The sequence below is a fragment of the Microcystis sp. M015S2 genome, from assembly GCF_020245945.1.
Lineage (GTDB): Bacteria > Cyanobacteriota > Cyanobacteriia > Cyanobacteriales > Microcystaceae > Microcystis.
On sequence record NZ_JADBTX010000033.1, the window covers coordinates 25,425 to 47,534 of the forward strand.

General features: G+C 43.9%; 17 protein-coding genes and 3 pseudogenes. 10 read left to right on the forward strand and 10 right to left on the reverse strand.

The genetic code is table 11. From position 1 onward, the window contains the following. Positions 1 to 80: 80 nt before the first annotated feature. Positions 81 to 1,115, reverse strand: coding sequence for a cobalamin biosynthesis protein CobW (gene cobW, locus IM473_RS07365; protein ID WP_287657828.1), 1,035 nt, complete (start codon positions 1,113 to 1,115; stop codon positions 81 to 83). Positions 1,116 to 1,318: 203 nt separating this feature from the next. On the opposite strand from cobW, the gene IM473_RS07370 reads away from it, so the two are divergent. Then, entirely contained in the window at positions 1,319 to 1,507 is a 189-nt protein-coding gene (locus IM473_RS07370; protein WP_002784873.1) for a hypothetical protein, read from the forward strand. A 40-nt stretch (positions 1,508 to 1,547) separates the two neighbouring features. On the opposite strand, the pseudogene IM473_RS07375 reads toward IM473_RS07370, so the two are convergent. Then, positions 1,548 to 3,453: pseudogene (locus tag IM473_RS07375) on the reverse strand (polysaccharide biosynthesis protein). A 478-nt stretch (positions 3,454 to 3,931) separates the two neighbouring features. Here IM473_RS07375 and crtH point away from each other — a divergent pair. Both crtH and IM473_RS07385 read left to right on the forward strand, forming a co-directional pair. Continuing rightward, on the forward strand, positions 3,932 to 5,443 hold the full coding sequence (crtH, locus tag IM473_RS07380) for a carotenoid isomerase (RefSeq protein WP_287657830.1): 1,512 nt from the start codon (positions 3,932 to 3,934) through the stop codon (positions 5,441 to 5,443). Positions 5,444 to 5,629: 186 nt separating this feature from the next. Beyond that, on the forward strand, positions 5,630 to 7,309 hold the full coding sequence (locus IM473_RS07385) for an ABC1 kinase family protein (protein WP_287657832.1): 1,680 nt from the start codon (positions 5,630 to 5,632) through the stop codon (positions 7,307 to 7,309). A 179-nt stretch (positions 7,310 to 7,488) separates the two neighbouring features. On the opposite strand, the gene IM473_RS07390 is transcribed toward IM473_RS07385, so the two are convergent. Next, on the reverse strand, positions 7,489 to 8,547 hold the full coding sequence (locus IM473_RS07390; protein ID WP_287657833.1) for a tocopherol cyclase family protein: 1,059 nt from the start codon (positions 8,545 to 8,547) through the stop codon (positions 7,489 to 7,491). Between the two features lie 2 nt (positions 8,548 to 8,549). Between IM473_RS07390 and IM473_RS07395 the strand changes: the two genes are divergently transcribed. Beyond that, the gene (locus tag IM473_RS07395) at positions 8,550 to 9,800 is read left to right on the forward strand and encodes an FGGY-family carbohydrate kinase (protein WP_287657835.1); all 1,251 of its coding nucleotides are present in this window, start codon (positions 8,550 to 8,552) and stop codon (positions 9,798 to 9,800) included. Between the two features lie 172 nt (positions 9,801 to 9,972). Here the strand turns inward: IM473_RS07395 and IM473_RS07400 are convergent, their stop codons facing one another. Continuing rightward, positions 9,973 to 10,554: a thioredoxin family protein gene (locus IM473_RS07400; protein WP_287657836.1), complete on the reverse strand. Its 582-nt coding sequence runs from the start codon at positions 10,552 to 10,554 to the stop codon at positions 9,973 to 9,975. A 169-nt stretch (positions 10,555 to 10,723) separates the two neighbouring features. Continuing rightward, positions 10,724 to 12,067, reverse strand: coding sequence for a bifunctional UDP-N-acetylglucosamine diphosphorylase/glucosamine-1-phosphate N-acetyltransferase GlmU (gene glmU, locus IM473_RS07405; protein ID WP_287657854.1), 1,344 nt, complete (start codon positions 12,065 to 12,067; stop codon positions 10,724 to 10,726). Between the two features lie 191 nt (positions 12,068 to 12,258). Here glmU and IM473_RS07410 point away from each other — a divergent pair, with 191 nt between their 5' ends. From IM473_RS07410 to IM473_RS07425, 4 genes are all read left to right on the forward strand, one after another. After that, positions 12,259 to 12,426, forward strand: coding sequence for a hypothetical protein (locus tag IM473_RS07410; protein ID WP_287657837.1), 168 nt, complete (start codon positions 12,259 to 12,261; stop codon positions 12,424 to 12,426). A gap of 92 nt (positions 12,427 to 12,518) precedes the next feature. Beyond that, the gene (locus IM473_RS07415) at positions 12,519 to 13,262 is read left to right on the forward strand and encodes a DUF561 domain-containing protein (RefSeq protein ID WP_287657838.1); all 744 of its coding nucleotides are present in this window, start codon (positions 12,519 to 12,521) and stop codon (positions 13,260 to 13,262) included. Positions 13,263 to 13,640: 378 nt separating this feature from the next. Then, entirely contained in the window at positions 13,641 to 14,900 is a 1,260-nt protein-coding gene (locus IM473_RS07420; protein WP_287657839.1) for a dihydrolipoamide acetyltransferase family protein, read from the forward strand. Positions 14,901 to 15,164: 264 nt separating this feature from the next. Then, the gene (locus IM473_RS07425) at positions 15,165 to 16,112 is read left to right on the forward strand and encodes a PRC-barrel domain-containing protein (protein ID WP_287657840.1); all 948 of its coding nucleotides are present in this window, start codon (positions 15,165 to 15,167) and stop codon (positions 16,110 to 16,112) included. Positions 16,113 to 16,494: 382 nt separating this feature from the next. On the opposite strand, the pseudogene IM473_RS22690 reads toward IM473_RS07425, so the two are convergent. From IM473_RS22690 to acs, 3 genes and pseudogenes are all read right to left on the reverse strand, one after another. Continuing rightward, positions 16,495 to 16,617 (reverse strand): annotated as a pseudogene (locus IM473_RS22690) (DUF29 family protein); the annotation flags it as partial. Next, positions 16,616 to 16,774: pseudogene (locus IM473_RS07435) on the reverse strand (ISAzo13-like element transposase-related protein); the annotation flags it as partial. The pseudogenes IM473_RS22690 and IM473_RS07435, both read right to left, overlap by 2 nt. Positions 16,775 to 16,905: 131 nt before the next feature. Further along, positions 16,906 to 18,876: an acetate--CoA ligase gene (gene acs, locus IM473_RS07440; protein WP_287657841.1), complete on the reverse strand. Its 1,971-nt coding sequence runs from the start codon at positions 18,874 to 18,876 to the stop codon at positions 16,906 to 16,908. A 251-nt stretch (positions 18,877 to 19,127) separates the two neighbouring features. On the opposite strand from acs, the gene psaC reads away from it, so the two are divergent. Further along, positions 19,128 to 19,373 carry a photosystem I iron-sulfur center protein PsaC gene (gene psaC, locus IM473_RS07445; protein ID WP_002734319.1) on the forward strand — a complete coding sequence of 82 codons (246 nt, stop codon included), beginning with the start codon at positions 19,128 to 19,130 and terminating at the stop codon, positions 19,371 to 19,373. A gap of 295 nt (positions 19,374 to 19,668) precedes the next feature. On the opposite strand, the gene IM473_RS07450 is transcribed toward psaC, so the two are convergent. Further along, a complete protein-coding gene (locus IM473_RS07450) occupies positions 19,669 to 20,379 on the reverse strand; it encodes a Uma2 family endonuclease (RefSeq protein WP_287657842.1) in 711 nt (236 codons plus the stop codon). A gap of 75 nt (positions 20,380 to 20,454) precedes the next feature. On the opposite strand from IM473_RS07450, the gene IM473_RS07455 reads away from it, so the two are divergent. Continuing rightward, positions 20,455 to 21,183 carry an ABC transporter ATP-binding protein gene (locus IM473_RS07455; protein ID WP_287657843.1) on the forward strand — a complete coding sequence of 243 codons (729 nt, stop codon included), beginning with the start codon at positions 20,455 to 20,457 and terminating at the stop codon, positions 21,181 to 21,183. 2 nt (positions 21,184 to 21,185) lie between these two features. Here the strand turns inward: IM473_RS07455 and IM473_RS07460 are convergent, their stop codons facing one another. Then, positions 21,186 to 21,956, reverse strand: a complete 771-nt coding sequence (locus IM473_RS07460; protein WP_287657845.1) for a class II glutamine amidotransferase — start codon at positions 21,954 to 21,956, stop codon at positions 21,186 to 21,188. Positions 21,957 to 22,110 lie beyond the last annotated feature (154 nt).

The following is a 22,110-nucleotide window of genomic DNA, read 5'->3' on the forward strand; positions in this document are numbered from 1 at the left end:
GCGAGTAATTATTGTAGAGGGGAAGAAGGGAGAAGGGAGAATAAATAAAAATAATCTCCCTAACCCCAGGAAAAACTTCTTCAGCAAACGCTAGTTAAGGCCTGCTCGATTCTCTGACTATCGAGGGAGCGGCCGATAAAGACCAAGCGGGTTTGCCGCATTTCTGTGGATTGCCAGGGTCGATCAAAGAAAGAATCAAAGCGCTCGCCGACTCCCTGTAACACCATACGCATCGGTTTATTGGCCACGTTAACAAATCCCTTGACCCGATAGATTTCTTCCAGGGCTACCAATTCTTTGATCCGTTGGGTCAAAATTTGGGCATCTACGGGAGAATCGAGGCAAAACTGCACAGAATTGATCTCCTCATCGTGATCGTGTTCTTCCTCGTGATCATGATGACTAGGACGACTAGCTAAATTATCCTCGACGGCGGCATTAAATCCCAATAGCACATCGGGGCTAATTTGTCCATCAGCACAAGTAACTATTTTTACCGTTGATCGCAGTTGCGTTTTCAGCCAATTAATAATTTTTTCTAATTCAATTTCGCTGATGAGATCAGTTTTAGTTAAGAGTACCAGGTCAGCGCAGGCTAACTGATCCTCAAATAACTCCTCAATGGGCGTTTCGTGTTCTAAATTGGGGTCTGCTTGCCTTTGTGCCGTTAAAGCGTCCAAATCCGCCACCAGACGACCCCTAGCGATGGCAAAACCATCCACCACGGTGATTACTCCGTCCACCGTCGCACCGTTGCGGATTTCCGGCCAGCGAAAAGCTTGAACCAGAGGTTTAGGTAAAGCTAACCCCGAAGTTTCGATCAGCATACAATCCAACTGTTGCCGTCGCTCCAGCAATTTCTGCATGGTGGGGAGAAATTCTTCCTGCACTGTACAGCACAGACAACCGTTGGTCAGTTCCACAATATTATCGTTGGGGTTGTCGTCGCAGGTCTGACAACTTTTCAACAAATCACCATCAATTCCCACTTCTCCGAATTCATTGACCATAACGGCCACCCGTCGGCCTTGATTATTTTGCAGTAGATGACGGATGAGGGTAGTTTTTCCCGCACCCAGAAAACCCGTGATCACAGTAACTGGAATTTTGTGCATAGATAGAGCGATCGATCATGTTTCTAGATCAATGTATCAGAATCTCGGTCTAGGGTTGAGGGTTTCAGCGCTAATTCTTTAGGATTGCCCCACCAATTGCCGGACTGTCACAAACTAGCTGAAATTTTCCTAGTTAGTCGTTATTCTGGTAAAAGTTTCAGCCGGCTAGAATAATCGCTGAAAAACTTTTGTGGGAGTGGATCATGTTACAACGTCTTTTTTTAGCCTTTACCCTCGCTTTTCCTCTTTATTTAAGCATTGCTATTCAACAAACTTCTCCTCTAGCTGATAGAGTAAATCGCCCTTCTTCTCGCGGAATCAATAAAATTGAGCAGACGGTAAAAACTATCCAAAAGCAATTAAAACAAGAGCATTCGGTTCAATTAGATTAATAAATTTTGGCAACAAGAGGAGAGGTAAAACTCCTCTTTTTTACTTTTTACTTGACAAATTACTGGCTATTTGCTGCGGCGGCTGATATTCGGGAACTAAATCTTGTAGGGACTTAACTAAGCCCTGACGGTCATTAACTTGAATATAATTAAGCAGTTGCTCTAATTTGATTGGCAATTTGTCCCAAGCAAGAAAGTGTTCATGAGCGCAAAAAATCTTTGGGTGAGGGGTGGGACGAGCTTTATCGGTATCGATTAATAATTCTTCGTAGAGTTTTTCCCCCGGTCTTAATCCTGTGATTTCAATATCGATATCTTGTCCTAATTCCAAGCCACTTAAACGAATCATCTGTAGGGCCAAATCGTAAATTTTTACCGGTTCACCCATATCTAACAGGAATACCTCACCCCCTCGGGCCATGGCTCCTGCTTGCATAACCAAACGCACCGCCTCGGGAATAGACATAAAATAGCGAATAATATCGCGATGGGTGAGGGTAATATTCTTACGTTGGGCGATTTGTTCCAGGAAACGCGGCACCACGGAACCGCTACTATCGAGAACATTGCCAAAGCGGACGATAGCGCAACAGGTGGAAGTGTCGGGTAAAGCGGCCAAAGCTTGCACGACTAACTCAGCACAGCGTTTACTGGCCCCCATAATGTTAGTCGGTCTGACGGCCTTATCGGTGGAAATGAGAACTAAATTACTAACTGAATTCTCGACCGCGGTCTGAGCGACATTTAAACTCCCCCAAACATTAGTGTAAATCCCTTGACTAGGATTAGCTTCCACAAGGGGAACGTGCTTATAGGCGGCCGTGTGATAAATTGTCTGGATCTGGTGTTGTTGGATGACTCGGGCCAGATGATTACGGTCGAGAACATTGCCTAGATAGGCATACTTGCGTAAATCGGCATAATTTTCACTTAAATCGAGATCGATTTTGTAGAGGGAAAACTCGTTTAATTCGTAGATTACCAAGCATTTTGGCTTAAGGAAGGCGATTTGTCGGCATAATTCCGAACCGATGGAACCGCCACCCCCGGTGACTAACACCGCTTTACCCGTGACATTTTTTCCCAAAAGTTCGGGATGGGGTAGAATTTCTTCTCGTCCTAATAATTCCGAGACATCGACACTGCGAATCTGATTGATGGTCGCTTCTCCCGATAAAATTTTTGAGAGGGGAGGGACGGTTTTAATGACGATGGGTAAAGTTTCTAGACTTTCGATGATTTGCCGCTTTCTGGCCTTGTCTAGGTTCGGAATAGCGAGAACAACCCAGTCAAAGGCCCGTTTTTGCTGCAGTAGTGCCAATTGAGAGGGGGGGGTAAACCCTAATGCCTTGGATAACTCGCTGCTGCAAATTGGGATTATCATCAACAAAGGCCAATAAACGATAGTGGGGGTCATTTTGTAGGGAACGTGCTAATTGACGACCCACAACCCCGGCACCATAGATAACAATTGTCGGTTCTCTATCTACACTACTAACGTAAATATTCAGACGGTGAAAGACAGAGCGAATCAACAATCTGATCCCAATAACCAATACTAGGGTTAACAAGGCGTCGATAATCAGGACTGAACGCGGCAAAAAGGCATCCCTTTGAAAGTAGGCAAGACTGATTAAAACCCCTGAACTATAGAGAACCGCTTGCAGCACAGAGGAAAGAAACTCTAATCCTGTATAACGTACTACGGGACTGTAAATACCTCTGAGATAGAAAACTAGAGTTTTAATGGCGATTAAGCCCAATATTTCCCCCAAAAAAGGTCTAATTTCCTGATATTCGAGGCTGAGATTAAACCTGAGAGAGAAGGCTAGATAGATGGTTAGACAAAAAACCAGGCAATCGGTGACAATTAAAAGAGAGCGCTTCGATGATCTAGATAGGGAATTAGCTAATTTAAGGATTTTGTTGGCCAGTTTTCTATACATTATCCAATTGATTATAGCGGTAAGCGCTTGAGTGAGATACAGACCAAGCCTTGCCTAGCATGGTTTATAGCTCGTGACACTGTACTTCATACGACTGCACACCGCTATAATTAATTTTAAGGTAAATTTACTTAGCTCCTCTCGACTTTCTGTGATAATCAGTGCTTATTATTTCTAGTAGTCTTGCTAGGCAAGGCTTTGAAGAATATATTTCTGGAAAATTACCCCTATTCTTCTCCCTTCCACACAGAAACAAGAAGAGCTAATGTTTTTTATAACAGTAGCGCTACCTGTCTTTCCGGAGATGATATCACCCAAACCCAATTATGTCAAGTTGCCAGATTTGTCCAGAATTTTTTCCTTTTAGCAACTTTTCATCTCTCCTCAAAAATTTTCTGCTCCCGAAAACTAGCCGATAAATGATCCCTAGTCAAGGGTTACAATCAAGAATTGACACAAAAATTTATCAACTAAAGTTATGAGTAATCAGTACGATGCGATCGTGATTGGGTCAGGAATCGGGGGATTGGTGACAGCGACGCAATTAGTGGCAAAAGGAGCAAAAGTCTTAGTTTTAGAGAGTTATCTGATTCCGGGGGGCAGCGCGGGTTATTTTGAACGAGAGGGTTATCGTTTTGATGTGGGTGCTTCGATGATTTTTGGTTTTGGCAAAAAGGGGACGACTAACCTCTTAACCAAGGCTTTGGCAGCGGTGGATATGAGTATCGAAACCATTGCCGATCCCGTCCAGATCCATTATCATCTCCCGGACGGATTAGACCTAAAAGTTCATCGCGACTACGAACAATTTTTACAGGAATTAATTAGCCATTTTCCCGCAGAAAAAACCGGTATCCGGCGCTTTTACGATGAATGCTGGCAGGTGTTTAATTGCCTCAATAGTATGGATTTACTATCGTTGGAAGAACCCCGCTATCTGACTAAGGTTTTTTTCCAGCATCCTTTATCCTGTTTGGGATTGGTCAAGTATTTACCCCAAAATGCGGGAGATCTGGCCAGAAAATATATTAAAGACCCGAAATTATTGAAATTTATCGATATGGAATGTTATTGTTGGTCGGTAGTACCCGCCGATCGCACTCCGATGATTAATGCGGGAATGGTCTTTAGCGATCGCCATTACGGCGGAATTAACTATCCCCGAGGGGGAGTGGGACAGATTGCTCTCAAGTTAGTCGAGGGATTGGCAAAAGCTGGTGGTGAAATCCAGTATCAAGCGAGAGTTACCAAGATTATTTTAGATGCAGGACGGGCGATCGGGGTAAGATTGACCAATGGTAAGGAATATTACGCTAAAAAGATTGTTTCTAATGCCACCCGTTGGGATACCTTCGAGAAACTACTCCCCCCGGAATCTCTCCCGGGTAGCGAAAAAAAATGGCAAAAACGCTATCAAAAATCCCCCAGTTTCCTGAGTTTGCATCTGGGAGTCAAGGCCGATGTGTTACCATCAGGAAGCGAATGTCACCATATTTTACTAGAAGATTGGGAAAATATGGAAGCAGAACAGGGAACTATCTTTGTTTCTATTCCTACCTTACTCGATCCCTCCCTAGCACCCCCGGACCATCATATCATTCATACTTTCACCCCTAGCTGGATTGATCAATGGCAAAAACTGCCTCCCCAAGAATATCAACAGAAAAAAGAGGCCGCTGCTCATCGTCTCATCGAGCGCCTGAAAAAACTCTTTCCCAAACTAGATACAGGATTAGATTATATCGAAATTGGTACGGCCCGAACTCATCGCCGCTTTTTGAATAGAATCGATGGCAGTTACGGCCCAATACCGCGAAGAAAACTGTTAGGCTTGTTAGGAATGCCCTTTAATCGCACAGCTATTCCTAATCTTTATTGTGTGGGAGATAGTACCTTCCCCGGTCAAGGATTAAATGCGGTGGCCTTTTCTGGTTTTGCTTGTGGTCATCGTCTAGCGGTAGATCTCGGTTTACCTAGTCCCAGAGATTAAAAGCTGAAAATCAGGATTTTTACCGGCGAATTCGGAAACGGGAAGGGGATACTTGACAGCGTTTCTCAGATAGATGAGGTGCATTTTTGCGACTGGAATTTTTACTTCGGCAAGGTTTAATCTATACTTCACCTTGACGAGAAACGCTGTAGATCGGTTTTGCTGATAACTGATAAATGATAACTGATGCTTACTCCCTTTGATTCCCCCAAATCTTTACATTGGCAGCAAAGCTTGCGATCGCCAATTATTCGTCAATTGGAGATATTTAGCTTTACAACGCAGTTTTTGACTTTTTTGCTCTGGGATCGTTTAACGGGGGCTAATAGGGGCAAAAAACGGCAAAGGAGAGCGAAATGGTTAGTAGATCGCCTCATGAATTTGGGACCAACTTTTATTAAAATTGGGCAATCTTTATCGACGCGAGCAGATTTAATTCCGCTCGAATATATCGAACAATTAACCCAATTACAGGATCGAGTTCCCGAATTTAATAATCAAGAAGCGATCCGAGTTATTGAAACAGAATTAGGACAACCCCTAGATAATTTATTTGCAAGTTTTAGCGTTTCTCCCCTCGCTTGTGCCAGTTTAGGACAAGTTCATCGAGCGCAGTTATTAAGTGGGGAAGAGGTCGTTATTAAGGTACAAAGACCAAATCTAGAAGGACTATTTAATCTCGATTTTGAAGTGTTGCATCGTCTCACCCGTTGGTTAAATATTTTCCCCGTGGTGAAAAAATATAATTTAGAAGCTATCTATCAAGAATTCTTTGAACTACTCTTTCAAGAAATCGATTATATTCATGAGGGCAAAAATGCTGATCGCTTTCGGGAAAATTTTAAGAATTATCCCCAGGTAAAAGTCCCTTTAGTTTACTGGCAATATACCACCCGCAAGGTATTAACTTTGGAGTATGTACCGGGTATTAAAGTTGATGATCGGGAGACTTTACTAGCTAATGGTATTAACGTAGATGGGATTATTCAACTGGGAATCTGTTCCTATCTCAAACAACTATTACAGGATGGTTTTTTCCAATCGGATCCCCATCCGGGTAATATGGCAGTTAGTCAGGAAGGGGAGTTAATTTTCTACGATTTCGGCACGATGTTCGAGTTAAAGTCCGTCGCTAAAGATCAAATGATTGAAACCTTTTTTGCTATCTTGAGAAAGGATACGGAAACAGTCTTAAAAACTCTCGTGTATATGGGGTTAATTGAACCCGTTAGAGATCTGCAACCTGTGCGAAATATCTTGCAGTTTCTTTTAGATGAATTTCGCGATAAACCGGTAGATGTGAGGGTCTTTGAACAAATTAGCGATCAAGTGTATTTAATGTTTAAACAGCAACCTTTTCGCTTACCTCCCCAAATGACTTTTATTATTAAATCTGTCACCACTTTGGATGGGATTGCCCGCTCTTTAGATCCCCAGTATAATTTATTAGCAGCTAGTCAACCTTTTGTGAAAAGTCTAGCGGTATCGGGAGGAACTACCAACACCATGCTTACCCTAGCTAATCAAGCTCGCACTTTTCTTAAACAACAATGGCAAAAAGGTAATAAAAACGAGAGAATGATCCGTCAATTAGAGGAAAAAATCGAGCGAGGAAATTTAGTTTTTCAAGTTAAGTCACGGGAAAATGAACGACTTCTGAAAAGAATTTATCTGGGAATTAAATTATTAATTAATGTCTGTTTATTGGGATTTAGCATTGTCTCAGCCATATTTTTATTAGACACAAACTATAGCAAACTAGCTATTATTCCCTTCAGTTTAGCGGGGTTATTTGCTTTATTTTTTCTGCGTTCTTCCCTGGCTTTATTGATTCAGGAAAGATTAGATAAAATGCTAGACAAGTAAATAATTATCATCTTTATTAAGTAAGTGGTTATAATTAAATATCTAATTGCCAGTGTGGTGACAAGTTCCCCGGCTCTCTTATTCTTTGTGTGATAAGTTTGACTTATATAGTAGCGATCGATCTTTGTGTCCTTTGTGTCTCTGTGGTTCGTTCCACATTCTCCCGTCGCCATGGTGATTTAATGTTTAATCCAAGCTGATGGCCAAATACCGCCAATTTCGAGACCAGCTAGACGACTAGAGGCATTTATAAGGGTTTTACCACGACTATCAGCCAATTTTATCGATAATTTACCTTTGAGGGTATCTTGACAAGCAAAACAGAGACCTTTTTCCGTGGGTACACGCACGCGATCGGGAGGATGATCACTGATCCCGATTAAGACAATGGTATAATTCTCGTTAGTTGCCCTCATTTCCCAGTATCCCCAGGGTTGCACTGTCCAAGTTAGTTGAGAATTCCAGATATCAAACTTATAAAAGCGATTTTGCCAGTGAATACCGATAATTCCCACCGATTCCGTCCAGTTGAGAACTTTCCGGGTAGAACCCACTGCGGTTAAGGTTAAATCGGGATTTTCAGGGAAAGCATTACAATTAATCCAAAACCACTTTTCGGGGAAAGAATAACCCCAATTTTTCTCGCTATAAAAAGGTACATTCTCAAATTGGTAATTTTTTCCCCCATAGGTAATCATTCCCGTTGCTAAACCATGAGCAGTTAAAATCTGCCAACCCGGGTCAAAAATCGGTAAATAAGATAATATTCCTGCTGTTGCTTGGGGTGGACGCTTTTTATCTCCCCAAGTGTACCTAGTTTCAATGCGATAATCCCATTGACAGATTTCTCCAGTGACGGGATCATAAATTCGTCCTTGCTGCTGGTTTGCTGTTGCTTGATAACCTTCTCGAATAGACTCAAAAAAATCTGACGGAGAAAGCAGACGGGGACGGGTTTTTAAGTTAGTTTTTCCCCAATGGATGATAGCTAATTCCTGACGACTTGCCCAAAATTTATCCGTATCGGGAAAAGTGCGACAAAGATAATTAGATTCTATGGCTAAAATTTGTACCGCTCCACCGCTATTGACTTGACCGCCCCTTGGGTCTTGAATAGAATACATAAAGGCGAATCCATCGGCTAATTGCGGAATCATGACTCGGAAGTACCAACCTTCAAAGAATCGGGAAGTGATACCATCCCAATGGTAGCCAGAATGAGGGGGTTGTGAAGACATCTATGTGTTTATCTTTAGGTATTGATTTTGGCACATCGGGAGCGCGAGCGATTGCTATTGATTCTAGCAAAAATATCGTCGCTGAGGTTCATTATCCTTTCACTGATGCCAATTTTCAGGATTGGCAAAAAGCCCTATTTTATTTATTGGATAATCTAGGGGATTCGGTGCGTTCAGAACTTAAATCGATCGCGATTAATGGTACTTCCTCGACGGTGTTATTATGTGATAATTGGGGTAATCCTCTTTCTGAGGCAATATTATACAATGACGGGCGAGGAATTGCCTTTTTAGAAGCAATTAAAGCTATAGCACCCCCTCACCATCCCGTGATTATTGCTACCTCCAGTTTAGCTAAATTACTTTGGTGGAGTGAACAAGAAATTTTTTCGCAAGCGCGTTATTTTCTCTCGCAAGCGGATTGGTTAGCATTTCTCCTGCACGGTAAACTGGGAATTAGTGATTATCACAATGCCTTAAAGTTAGGTTATGATCTCGAAAATCTCTGTTATCCCGATTGGTTAGAGAATTTACCGATGTTTAATTTATTACCGCAAATTTTTGCCCCGGGTACAGCGATCGATACTATTAAACCGGATTTAGTGACTCGTTTTGCTATCCCGAAAGATTGTTTAATTTATACGGGAACCACCGACAGCATAGCGGCATTTTTAGCCAGTGGTGCTAATTCTTTAGGGGATGCAGTGACATCTTTAGGTTCAACTTTAGTCTTAAAATTATTAAGTAGCCAGAAAGTTGATGATAGTAACTATGGCATCTATAGTCATCGTTTAGGAAATTTGTGGTTAACCGGTGGGGCATCCAATACGGGAGGAGCAGTGTTAAAGAAGTTTTTTTCTGATCAAGAATTGAGAAATTATAGTTTAGCAATAGATGGACAAAAAGAAAGTAATTTAGATTATTATCCTCTACTAAAACCGGGCGAGCGCTTTCCCATTAATGATCCTTTTTTACCCGCAAAACTGACTCCCCGCCCCGATAATCCTCTAGAATTTTTACATGGTTTACTAGAAAGTATTGCCCGCATTGAAGCTTTAGGTTATCAGCGTTTACAGGAATTGGGGGCCAATAAATTAGAGCGAGTTGATAGTGCCGGTGGTGGGGCAAAAAATCCGACTTGGAGAATAATTCGTCAGCGTCATTTGGGGGTTCCCGTGCTTTTATCTAAACAGGAGCAAGCGGCCTATGGTACTGCCTTATTAGCACAGCAATCGGTTACGCTATTGAAATAGTCTCATAAGTAGGGTTTGCGGCAAAAAGCTTGTTGGTGGGGTTAGGAGTTAGTATTCAGGAGTCAGGAGTCAGGAGTCAGTCCCGATGAAAAAATTTTCACCCCCACAGATGAAAGAGGTTTCCTTCCCTACACCCTACACCCCACACCCTACACCCCACACCCTTCGTTAATTAACCATAATAGGGTGGCTCATTACCCGGTTTCCATTTGATATTACAGCCTAAACTCGGTTTTTGGTCTGTCGGCACCGGTTGACCGGTTAAAACCTTGTCAATAGCGGCCCGGAGATCTTTGCCTGTTACTGGTATTCCATTACTAGGACGACTATCATCCAATTGACCGCGATAGACTAGAATCCGCTGACTATCAAAGAGGAAAAAATCGGGAGTACAGGCTGCTGTGTAAGCTTTCGCCACTTCTTGGCTTTCGTCATAGCATAAATTGAATTTAAAGTCAAGGGTTATCGCCATTTTTTTCAAATTTTCGGGCGAATCATCGGGATATTTCTCCACGTCATTAGAACTAATGGCGAGGATGCCCAGATTGGTGTTAGCATAATCGCGACCTAGACGGCTAAGTTCTTCTTGAATGTGTTTAACAAAGGGACAATGTTCACAGAGGAAGATGACTAACAGAGCGGTTTTAGCCGCAAAGCTGTCCAGAGAAATAGTTTCACCCGAAACCACATCGGGTAAGGCAAAACTGGGAGCTTTTGTCCCCAGATCTAACATTGTGGACTCGGTGCGTGCCATAAAGTTTCTACTCTTTTCTATAGGGAGGACTGAGATTTTTATAGCATTTCATGCTTCATCGCGCAAATTTAACGCCTTAATCAGCATCAGTGAACAGTAAACAGTAAACTGAAAACTCACGTCTGATAACTGATAACTGATAACTGTTTACTGCCATAACCTACTGAAACTAATTTGACCAATTTTCGATCACGCGCTGACTTTGACGAGCAATAACTAAAGCATTATCGGGGACATTTTTAGTGATAGTTGAACCCGCAGCCACGGTGACATTTTTCCCTAATTCTAGAGGAGCCACTAAAACACTATTTGCCCCGGTTTTTGTGCCACTGCCGATCATAGTTTGGTGTTTTTTCACCCCATCGTAATTAGCAGTAATTGTTCCCGCACCAACGTTCACTTTTTCCCCTAAAGTGGCATCTCCCAAATAGGATAAATGGGCAATATTGGTTTTATTGCCGATGTCACTTTTTTTAATTTCAACAAAATTACCGACTCGACAATTAGCCCCAATTTTCGCTTCTCCGCGCAAATGAGCATAGGGGCCGATACGACAACCAGAATCCACCTGACTATCAGAAATAACCGAAAATAAGACGGTTACATCGCTGCCTATGCGACTATTTTCGATTAAACTCCCCGGACCTATACGACAACCAGAAGCGATTATCGTCTCACCGCGCAGATGGGTTTGGGGTTCAATAATCACATCGGCACTGAGGGTGACAGTATCCTCAATGGTGACACTATCGGGGTCAATAATGGTGACTCCGGCGGCCATCCAATCATCTTTGACTCTAGTTTGCAGGATATCATAGGCGGCGGCCAATTGTTTGCGATCGTTAATGCCGCTAATTTCTAAACAGTCCTCCACATCCACAGCCATGACGGGATCGAGAAAATTGACCACATCCGTGAGATAATACTCACCTTGATCGTTATTGGGCGTTAAATTAGGCAGTATCGCCGCTAATTTTGACCAATTAAAGCAGTATATACCCCCATTAACCCGGTGGTTTTGTCGTTGGGCATCGGTACAGTCTCTTTCTTCCACAATCTGCTTAACGAGATTATTGCCATCACAAAAAACTCGACCGTAACCTTTCGGGTTAGGGAGGTTAGCAGTTAAGAGGGTGGCAGCGTTACCATGGTCTTGATGAATCTGGAGAAGATTTTGCAAGGTTTCGGGACGCAACAGGGGAACATCGCCATTTAAGACCAACAAATCCCCCTGAAAGTCCTCTAAATGGGGGATTAACTGCTGAATAGCATGGCCAGTGCCTAACTGTTCCTTTTGTTCAACAAATTCGATATCCTCGAGATGCTGTAGAGTATTTCGCACCTGTTCCCCTTGATAACCGATAATCACCAGTTTTCGCCGGGGATGTAAGGATTCGCTGACATTAAGCACCCGTTCCACTAGCGAGCGACTGCCGAGGGGATGTAAAACTTTCGGAAGGCTGGACTTCATTCTGGTTCCCTTACCCGCTGCTAAAATTGCTACCGCTACCATGGTCATGCTTGCCAATATCGTTCGCGACTGAGTATATCGCACTCCGATCCCTTTGGTTGCAAGAATTTTTCCCCTCTTTCATCCTGTGCCAGTTGAGAAACTACCATAAAAAGGTTTTCTTTAAGACATTGTTAAGGTACTATGTACAAATTGAAACAATTGAACATAATTAGCCCTCTATAGATACCGCTATGACAACTGTACTAACTAAGGAATCCCCCGCCATGAAACAGATTCGCACCACCTACCAAGCTGACCAACAGGTTAAATACCTGCATCTAGAAGCGGAAATCGAGGTACTGCTGCAACAACTGCAAAACCTCAAGCGCAAAAACCAAGAGAATCAAAACCTAAATTAAAGAAAATTTCCCTAAGAATTCTCAAATCCCACCCTCTGATCAGCGAGAAGGTGGGAAAATGTTTTTTGAGAATTCCAGATAGGTGTAGATTAATGATCAATTTTGCCTTACAGCAAGCCTTCGCCCGTCGTCATGCCCTGAAAGTGATCAGTGGGTTAAATAATTTCGATCGCTCGCAGGTTCTCTCAGTAGTTAAAGCCGCTACAGCCGGAGGAGCAACTTTTGTCGATATTGCCGCTAATGCTGACCTAATTCGGGCGGTAAAAGCCTTGACAAATTTACCCGTGTGTGTATCGGCCGTCGAGCCAGAATTGTTGGTGATGGCAGTGGCGGCCGGGGCCGATTTAATTGAGATCGGTAATTTCGATAGTTTTTATGCTCAAGGACGCTTTTTTGAGGCGGCGGAAGTTTTAGCCCTAACCCGTCAAACTCGCGACCTACTGCCCGAAATTACCCTGTCTGTGACAGTTCCCCATCTCCTACCCCTCGATGAACAGGTGAGACTAGCGGAAGCTTTAGTTAGTCAGGGTGCCGATATCATTCAAACCGAAGGCGGCACTAGCAGTCAACCCCGTCACGCCGGTATTTTGGGACTGATTGAAAAAGCCGCCCCGACTTTAGCGGCAGCCCACGCTATTTCCCATGCGGTTAAAGTTCCCGTCCTCTGCGCTTCCGGTTTATCCAGCGTTACCGCCCCTATGGCGATCGCTGCTGGAGCGGCTGGTATCGGTGTTGGTTCGGCGATCAATCAATTGGATAATGAAGTAGCTATGGTGGCAGCCGTGCGCGGTTTAGTTGAATCTCTGCAAGCACAACCGGTCCATATTGGCAACTAGAACAATTTTTGTCTAGATACGGCAGAGAAGGGTCCGTTTTCCCTTCTCTTTTTCCCTCTGTCACCAGTTATCAGTTATCAGTTATCAGTTGCCAGTTATCAGTTATCAGACGTGAGTTAAGCTGTACTGAATTGAAACTGCGTCTTGGAAATTTTAGTACAAATGCTCAAACTGCTTCTCCCTGCTCCGCAGCTCCGGCGCTCCCCTGCAATCTTAACGAGTAATTTAGATAGTCAACAGCTTATCAGTTCACTGATTACTGATTACTGATTACTGATTACTGATTACTGATTACTGCTCACTGAAAAGCCCCCCATCCCCATCAACTGTGGTAAAATGCGCTATGGCTCAAAACATTAGAGATAGAAGCACTCCACCATGATTCGAGATATCTTCATGCCCGCGCTCAGTTCCACCATGACCGAAGGAAAAATAGTTTCTTGGGTGAAGTCCCCCGGGGAAAAAGTCAGCAAAGGGGAAACGGTGTTAGTGGTCGAATCCGACAAGGCCGACATGGACGTGGAATCGTTTTATGATGGCTATCTCGCTGTAATTTTAGTCGAAGCTGGCCAAGAAGCGCCCGTGGGGGAAGCGATCGCCTATATTGCCGAAACTGAAGCGGAAATTGAACTGGCCAAAGCTCAGGGAAAAACCGCCGCAGTCGCCCCTAGCAAGCCCGTAGAGACCCCAGAAATCGCTCCGCCTCCCGTTTCGATCCCCGTCGCCGTCGTTAAAGATAATGGCCGTTTAGTCGCCTCTCCCAGGGCCAAAAAACTGGCTAAAGAATTAAAGGTGGATCTGAAAACCCTAGTGGGTAGCGGTCCCCACGGACGAATTACCGCCGAAGACGTAGAAAAATCGACAGGAAAAGTCAGCACCGCCCCCGCTCCCGTCATTACTCCTCCGCAACCCGTCAGCGTCCCTGTAGCGGCTCCTAAAGCCCCGATTCCGGCCAGCACCCCGGTCGGTCGGACTGTTCCCCTCACCACTCTGCAAAAAGCCGTCGTCCAGAATATGTCGGTTAGCTTACAAGTTCCCACCTTCCAAGTGGGCTACACTATCACCACCGACCCACTGGATCAACTCTATCAACAGCTAAAATCCAAGGGTGTCACCATGACGGCCCTGTTAGCAAAAGCGGTGGCCAACACCCTCGCTAAACATCCGATCGTTAATGCCTGCTATAGCGACGCAGGAATTCAATACCACGGGGCGATTAACGTCGCTGTCGCCGTAGCTATGCCCGATGGTGGCTTAATTACGCCGGTTTTGCGCTCTGCTAACCAGATGGATATCTATTCCCTCTCCCGCAGTTGGAAAGATTTAGTCGATCGCGCCCGCAGTAAACAACTGCAACCGGAAGAATATAATAGCGGTACTTTTACCATTTCTAATCTGGGAATGTTCGGAGTCGATCGCTTTACCGCTATCTTACCCCCCAACCAAGGCGCGATCCTGGCAGTGGGTGCTTCCCGTCCCCAAATCGTCGTCAATAAAGATGGTTTATTCGGAGTGCAAAAACAGATGACGGTTAATCTCACCAGTGACCACCGAGTCATCTACGGGGCCGATGCAGCCTCCTTCCTGCAAGACTTAGCTAAACTGATCGAAACTGAGGTGCAGTCTTTAACTATGTAATCAGAATCTAGACAGCAGGAGCCAAGGGAGTTTCTCTCTAGCTCCTGCTTTGTTGTCAATAAAAAAATGTAAGGAATTAGCTAAAATGGGTTTAACCTTATCTATCACCCGAAACTATCGCCCAAACGAGGCCAAAAAAAGTGTTAATCTCAGGGAACTTTAAGATCTAAGCTAATATCGGTAAATTAACACCCAATCTCGCCCTATATATTAAGCCTACACTAATTCGTATTCCCACGACCTAACGCCTACCCATAGGAAAAAATGATCACAGAGAATAGTCGCTTACGTTCAGAATTTTTAAATACACAGGTTATCACTCGCAATACAGGCAAAAAACTCGGCGTTGTTAAAGATATCCTAGTAGATATCGATCAACGAGAAGTGGTTGCCCTGGGACTCCGCGATAATATCCTCTCCCTGTCGGGAATGCCTCAATATATGTATTTATCGAGCATCAGTCAGACGGGAGACGTGGTTCTCGTTGAAGATGATAACGTCTTGGAATCCGTCGATATCGATGCTTATACTCCCTTAATCGGTAGTGACGTGATCACGGAAACCGGCGAACCTTTAGGCAAAGTCCGCGATTATCAATTTGATCCCCTTAGTGGTCAATTACATTCCATTATCATCGCTTCCCTGGGATTGCCTCTGATCCCCGAACAATTGATCAGCACCTACGAAATTGCCATTGAAGAAGTGGTTAGCAGTGGTCCGAATCGCTTAATTGTTTTTGAAGGGGCCGAAGAACGTCTCACCCAAGTTAGTGTGGGGGTTTTGGAACGTTTGGGTATTGGTCGTCCCCCCTGGGAAAGAGAAGAGGAAGAAGCTTATTATACCCCCGCTGCTCGCCCAGAAAATCAGTTAGGTACGGGCATTCCTCTCCGTACCCCCGTTGAGGCAGCTAAACCCGTTGAAGAACGCTGGAGTGAGGATGAATGGGAAAAAGAACCCCTGCGTGCCACTCCCCCACCGCAAAAACGGGCCGAAGCTCGTTATTATGAGGAAGAATACGAGGAAGAAGAAGATAACTGGGGAGAAGCTCGCTCAGAACGCACCGAAAGCTTTTCTCGTCCTCAGTACGACGATTACGAAGATAAGGCCGAGGATGATATGTGGGATGATGACGTGGAACCGGATTATAATCCCCCCCGCATCAATATCACCGAGAAGAAAAAAGAAAGAATCCCCGAATACGAAGACGGTTAATCTTTGACAGTCCCCCTATCCATTAGTTAGGGTTTGCTGAAAAAGTTTGTTGGTGGGGGCAGGGTGTGGGGTGTGGGGTGTGGGGTGTAGGGTTTTACCGATTTTGAGGTAGTCAGTTACCTAATTTTCAGGGAAAAAGTACCTGAATTTTACCCCCGATCACTCCAATGGTCAGCACTTTTTGAGGTCAAAAAAGTCTAAAAGCCTTATCCAACAAGGTTTTTAGATTTATTCAGCCAGCCCTAGTTACATCTTTCTTAACATAAAATTTGACAAAAAAAGGAAAGTGTGCTATTTGGACTAAGGGGGTTCTCTGGGGGAACTAATTTGATCAGATAGTTTCCCAGTCTGGCTGATATTATTTAACCTTTAATCAAGGCTATCACTGGGGCCACCAATCTTCTATCACCTGCGCGATAGTATCGGGACAAAACTCGGGAAAAATGCTGAGGACTAAACCTGTTTGTCTGGCGGCTTCTCGACGCGCTCTGGTATATTCCTTTGCCTACATTTACCCATCCCGCGTTTTCGCTCAGATCGTAAATTCCATAGGGAATGATTCTTCCCTTATCTTGGTCAGGAAAATCATGAACCAATACTTGTACTGGCTCTCCCTTTTTTAGCCATTCAGCACCGCTATTTTTATAATTTCCAATTAATTCTGGTTCTAACGAAGAACCGTTATAGATTTGATGCTTGAGCAAATATGTTCACCGAGAATCACTCCCGTTAGAGTGAGATAAGATTAACTCTTATTCCTCACCCTAACTACTAGGAAAAACCAGCAATTAAATTAAGCACCTTGCCGTAATTTATCCAAAACCGATCGATCTTCTAGAGTAGAAGTATCACCGGAAATCTCTTGACCTGATGCTAAAGTTCGCAAGAGACGACGCATAATTTTACCCGATCGCGTTTTTGGCAGCACATCGGTAAAACGGATTTCTCCCGGTCGGGCAATAATGCCAATTTCCTTGACAACGTGATCCTTTAATGCTTGCGCTAACTCCGGACTCGCTTCATAATGCCCCTCGAGAGTCACAAAAGCATAGACTTCTTCCCCCTTAATTTCATCCGGTCGTCCCACCACAGCCGCCTCTGCTACTGCGGGATGAGATACTAAAGCTGATTCGATCTCCATTGTCCCTAAACGGTGGCCAGAAACGCTCATCACGTCATCAACGCGCCCCATTACCCAGAAATAACCGTCTTCGTCCTGACGACTACCATCTCCAGCAAAATAGAGATATTGGCCATCTTTGGGGGCGATATGTTCCCAGTAGGTATTGCGGAAGCGATCGGGATTTTTATAAACTGTTCGCATCATACCGGGCCAGGGATGTTTGACCACCAGATAACCCCCCTCATTCGCTTGGGCGGGATTACCGTCTAAGTCCACCACTTCGGCCATAATACCGGGGAAAGGTAGGGTTGCTGACCCCGGTTTGGTGGCAATTGCCCCGGGTAGGGGAGTAATCATAATCCCCCCGGTTTCCGTTTGCCACCAAGTATCGACAATCGGACATTTTTCTTTACCGATAACTCGGTGATACCACATCCACGCTTCTGGGTTAATCGGCTCTCCCACGGTTCCCAGTAAGCGCAAAGAGGATAAATCCCGGCTATTGGGGATATCTTCACCCATTTTGATAAAAGTGCGGATAGCAGTGGGGGCAGTATAAAAGATATTAACGCGATATTTCTCGATTACATCCCAAAAACAGCCTAAATTAGAGGGACGGGGAACCCCTTCATACATTACCGTGGTTGCACCATTGGAAAGCGGTCCGTAAACGATATAACTATGGCCGGTAATCCAACCCACATCGGCAGTACACCAGTAAACATCGGTGTCTTTCAGGTCAAAAATCCATTTGCAGGTGACATGGGTGTAGAGATTATAACCGCCGGTGGTGTGGACGACTCCTTTCGGTTTGCCGGTGGAACCACTGGTGTAGAGGATAAATAACATATCTTCGCTATCCATGGGTTCGGCCGGACAGTTAGCAGATACCTGTTTTTGTAGATCATGCCACCAGTAATCGCGATCGGCAACCATATTGATGGGTTCCTTGCTGCGCTGGACAACGAGAACTTTTTCCACACTGGGGGCGCTATTATCGGCTAGAGCCAGATCTACCTGTTCCTTGAGGGCAACGACTTTATCCTTGCGGAAACCACCATCGGCAGTGATTACCACCTTAGCAGCCGCATCATTAAGACGATCGCGCAAAGCATCGGCACTAAATCCCCCAAAAACTACACTGTGGGGCGCACCAATTCTGGCACAGGCTAACATGGCGATGGCCGCCTCGGGAATCATCGGCAGATAAATTCCGACCACATCGCCTTTTTTCACGCCTAATTCCTTTAAAGCGTTGGCAAATTGGCACACTTCTCGGTGTAGCTGTTCATAGGTAATGGTGCGGCTGTCCCCCGGTTCTCCTTCCCAGATGATGGCGGCTTTATTACGTCTCCAGGTGGTGAGATGTCTGTCAATACAGTTGTAACAAATATTAATCTTGCCGTTGACGAACCATTTAGCAAAGGGGGGCTGCCAGTCAAGAGTCTCTGACCATTTTTCAAACCAATGTAGTTCTTTTTCAGCTAATTGGGACCAAAAAGCCGGGGGATCGGCCTTGGCTTTGGCGTAGAGTTGCTGGTATTCTTCAAAGCTTTTAATGGTGGCATTCTGGGAAAATTCGGCACTGGGGGGAAACAGCCGATTTTCCTGTAGGATCGATTCGATCGCTATTTCTGTCATAATGGCAAACGAAATAAATTATCTTGCGATCCAGATTACCTTTTTCGGTTCCCCGCGTAACCCCGGCAAGCAATTCTTTAAGGCTATTTTAGAATTGCCCGATCCCTGACTAGCGATCGCCATTTTGCCCCAAGTGTTACAGAGTTTAAAGTTATGTCACCGATCGAGCGATGAACAGATCGCTGTAAGGTAAACTAACCGATAAACCCGAAATTTAACATGGAGAACACTCGGTAAGGAGTCATAATTCAATGTCTCATAGCGTTAAAATTTACGATACCTGTATCGGTTGCACCCAATGCGTTCGGGCTTGTCCCCTCGACGTGCTGGAAATGGTTCCCTGGGATGGCTGTAAAGCTGCCCAAATTGCCTCCTCCCCCCGCACGGAAGACTGTATTGGTTGTAAACGTTGCGAAACGGCTTGTCCGACGGATTTCCTAAGCATTCGGGTTTATCTCGGAGCAGAAACCACCCGCAGTATGGGTCTAGCCTACTAGGCCTGGCAATCATTCTGTGTTTAACATTTAGCGAAAACTAATCTTGTTAAGAGGACTAACCAGTCCTCTTTTTTTTTGTTATACTCCCGTCGCTAGTTAACATTTTAGTTAGGGCTGGCTAAATAAATCTAAAAACCTTGTTGGATAAAACTTTTAGACCTTTTTGAAAGCCAAAAGTGCCAGACCTTGGGGTGATCGGGGGGGAAATTTAGGCACTTTTTCCCTGAAAATGGGTAAAACCCTACACCCCACACCCCACACCCTGCCCCCACCGAAAAACTTTTTGCCGCAAACCCTAGTTAGGTAATTCCCCAAAAAGTTGACGATATTTTTGCAGTTTTGCCTCCATTTCTACTAACTGCTGATTGACCTGTTCTGCCCGTTGGCGTTCATTTTCAGCCCGTTGTCGTTCATTTTCAGCCCGTTGCTTTTCCTGCTCCAGTAGTTGATTAATTTCGCTGTAGGACAAAAATTGAGTACCATCAGGACGATAAATTTTTAACTCGTCGGTTAAGTCAAAACGAATTCCTAAACGAGGACTCACCCAATTATTAACCTCACTAACACTGTCTAAACTGTCACCAATTCGCTGCCAAGCTTCTAGACTATTATCATCGGGATCATAGACGTAGTATTCTTGGACTCCATAGCGATCATAAAATAGCAATTTTTTGGCCATTTCGATGGAGGTATTACTGGGAGAAAGAATCTCAAAGACGACTTGAGGAGCAAGATTATCCTCTTGCCATTGTTTATAGGAACCTCGATCGCCTTTCGGTCTGCCAAATACTACCATCGTATCAGGAGCGGCGGCAATTTTCGGCTGGCCTTCCACGGGATACCACAACAGATCCCCCGCTACAAATACCTGGGGATCATCGATATATAACCAGTCGATATTCTGCTTAATCGTCACTATCCAGTTAAATTGTTTAGTATTATCTGCCATCGGTTTACCGTCGCTCTCAGGATAGATAATCTCGTTTTTGTTAACTTGACTAACCATGGGGAATACCTGCCGAACTCATTGGGCTATTTTCATTATATAATAAATTTGAACTAAGTAAGGAAAAGACCGATCTTGATTTTAGAACTACAGCAAGTAAATTTAGCTATCCGACGGGGCAGTGCTTATCTGTTAGAAGATATTAATTTTAGCATCAAGCAAGGAGAAAAGTTAGCTATTGTCGGAGCATCTGGGGCAGGAAAAACGACTCTTTTACGATTGTTAAATCGTTTGCAGGAACCCAGCACGGGAAATATTTATTTTCACGGTAAATCGATTAAGGAAATACCAGTTATTTCCCTGAGACAACAGATAGTTTTATTGCTACAAGAGTCAAAGTTATTAGGAATGAACGTTCGAGAGGCTCTCGCTTATCCTTTGCAATTAAAAAAACTTAACCCTGCGGAAATTAATCAGAGAATTGACCGTTGGACATCTCTATTAAAAATTCCTCAACAGTGGTTTGAACGCGGGGAGTTAGAATTATCTTTAGGACAAAGACAATTGGTGGCAATTACCAGAGTCTTGCTGTTAGAACCGAGCATACTGTTATTAGATGAACCCACCTCTGCTCTGGATACAGGCACGGCCAACAGGTTATTAGAAGTATTAAATAATCAAAGTTCAATGACGATAATTATGGTCAATCATCAACTGGATTTTTTAGAGGAATTTGCCGAGAGAGTTATTTATCTAGAAGCGGGAAAAATCAGGTCAGATTGCCTAACCAATCAATTAGATTGGTTAGGGCTAAAAACTCAGTTAATTGATTTAGAAAAATCTCGACAAAGTGACAACTGGTAAGATTAACTTAAAATTGGTGCGCCCTCCTGAAAAACTAATAATTCTCCTGCATTAATCGCTGTCCAAACTTCATTATCAGTTAAGGGAGTAGTGGCAATAATTGCTACTTGATCGCCCGGACGAGCTAAAGCTTGAAAATCAACGCTAACATCTTCATCAATTAAATGAGCAGCGGCAAAAGGATATTGCCGGATTATATAGCTTAATTTTGTTGAACAATGGGCAAAAAAATGTTCACCATCGGATAAAAGATAATTAAAAATTCCTTGACAAGCGATAGAGTTTGTTATAGTTTTTAGGACTTGATGAAGTTGTTCTAGGGAAGGTTTGCCCTGGGGAAAAGTCTCTCGCAGGATATTAAGAATTAAACAGAAAGCTTTTTCCGAATCCGTCTCCCCAACCGGTTGATAAAAATCTCCCGCAGGAGGTGAGAAATTTTCTAAATGACCATTATGGGCAAAAACCCAATATTTTCCCCACAATTCCCGCCGAAAAGGATGACAGTTTTCTAGTTTAATTTCTCCTTGGGTGGCTTTGCGAATATGGGCGATAACATTGGTAGAATGGATGGGATAGTTTTTAATTAATTCCGCAATCGGAGAAGCGATCGAGGGTTGAACATCAATAAAAGTTCGACAACCTAAACCCTCAAAAAAAGCGATTCCCCAACCGTCTCGATGTTCGTCGGTTTTTCCTCCCCGCGCACAAAATCCCTCAAAGGAAAAACAGATATCCGTGGGGACATTACAATTCATGCCTAGAAGTTGACACATAGTTGCTTGAGTTTGAATATCAGATGCCAGCAAAATTACTTACTGCCAGCAGCCGTGACAGGAGACAGGAGAATTTCTTCCAGCTGCCTCTTGCCTATCCTAGCTAAGAAATTAATCTGGCACTACTACTAATTAGGGTTTGCTGAAAAACTTT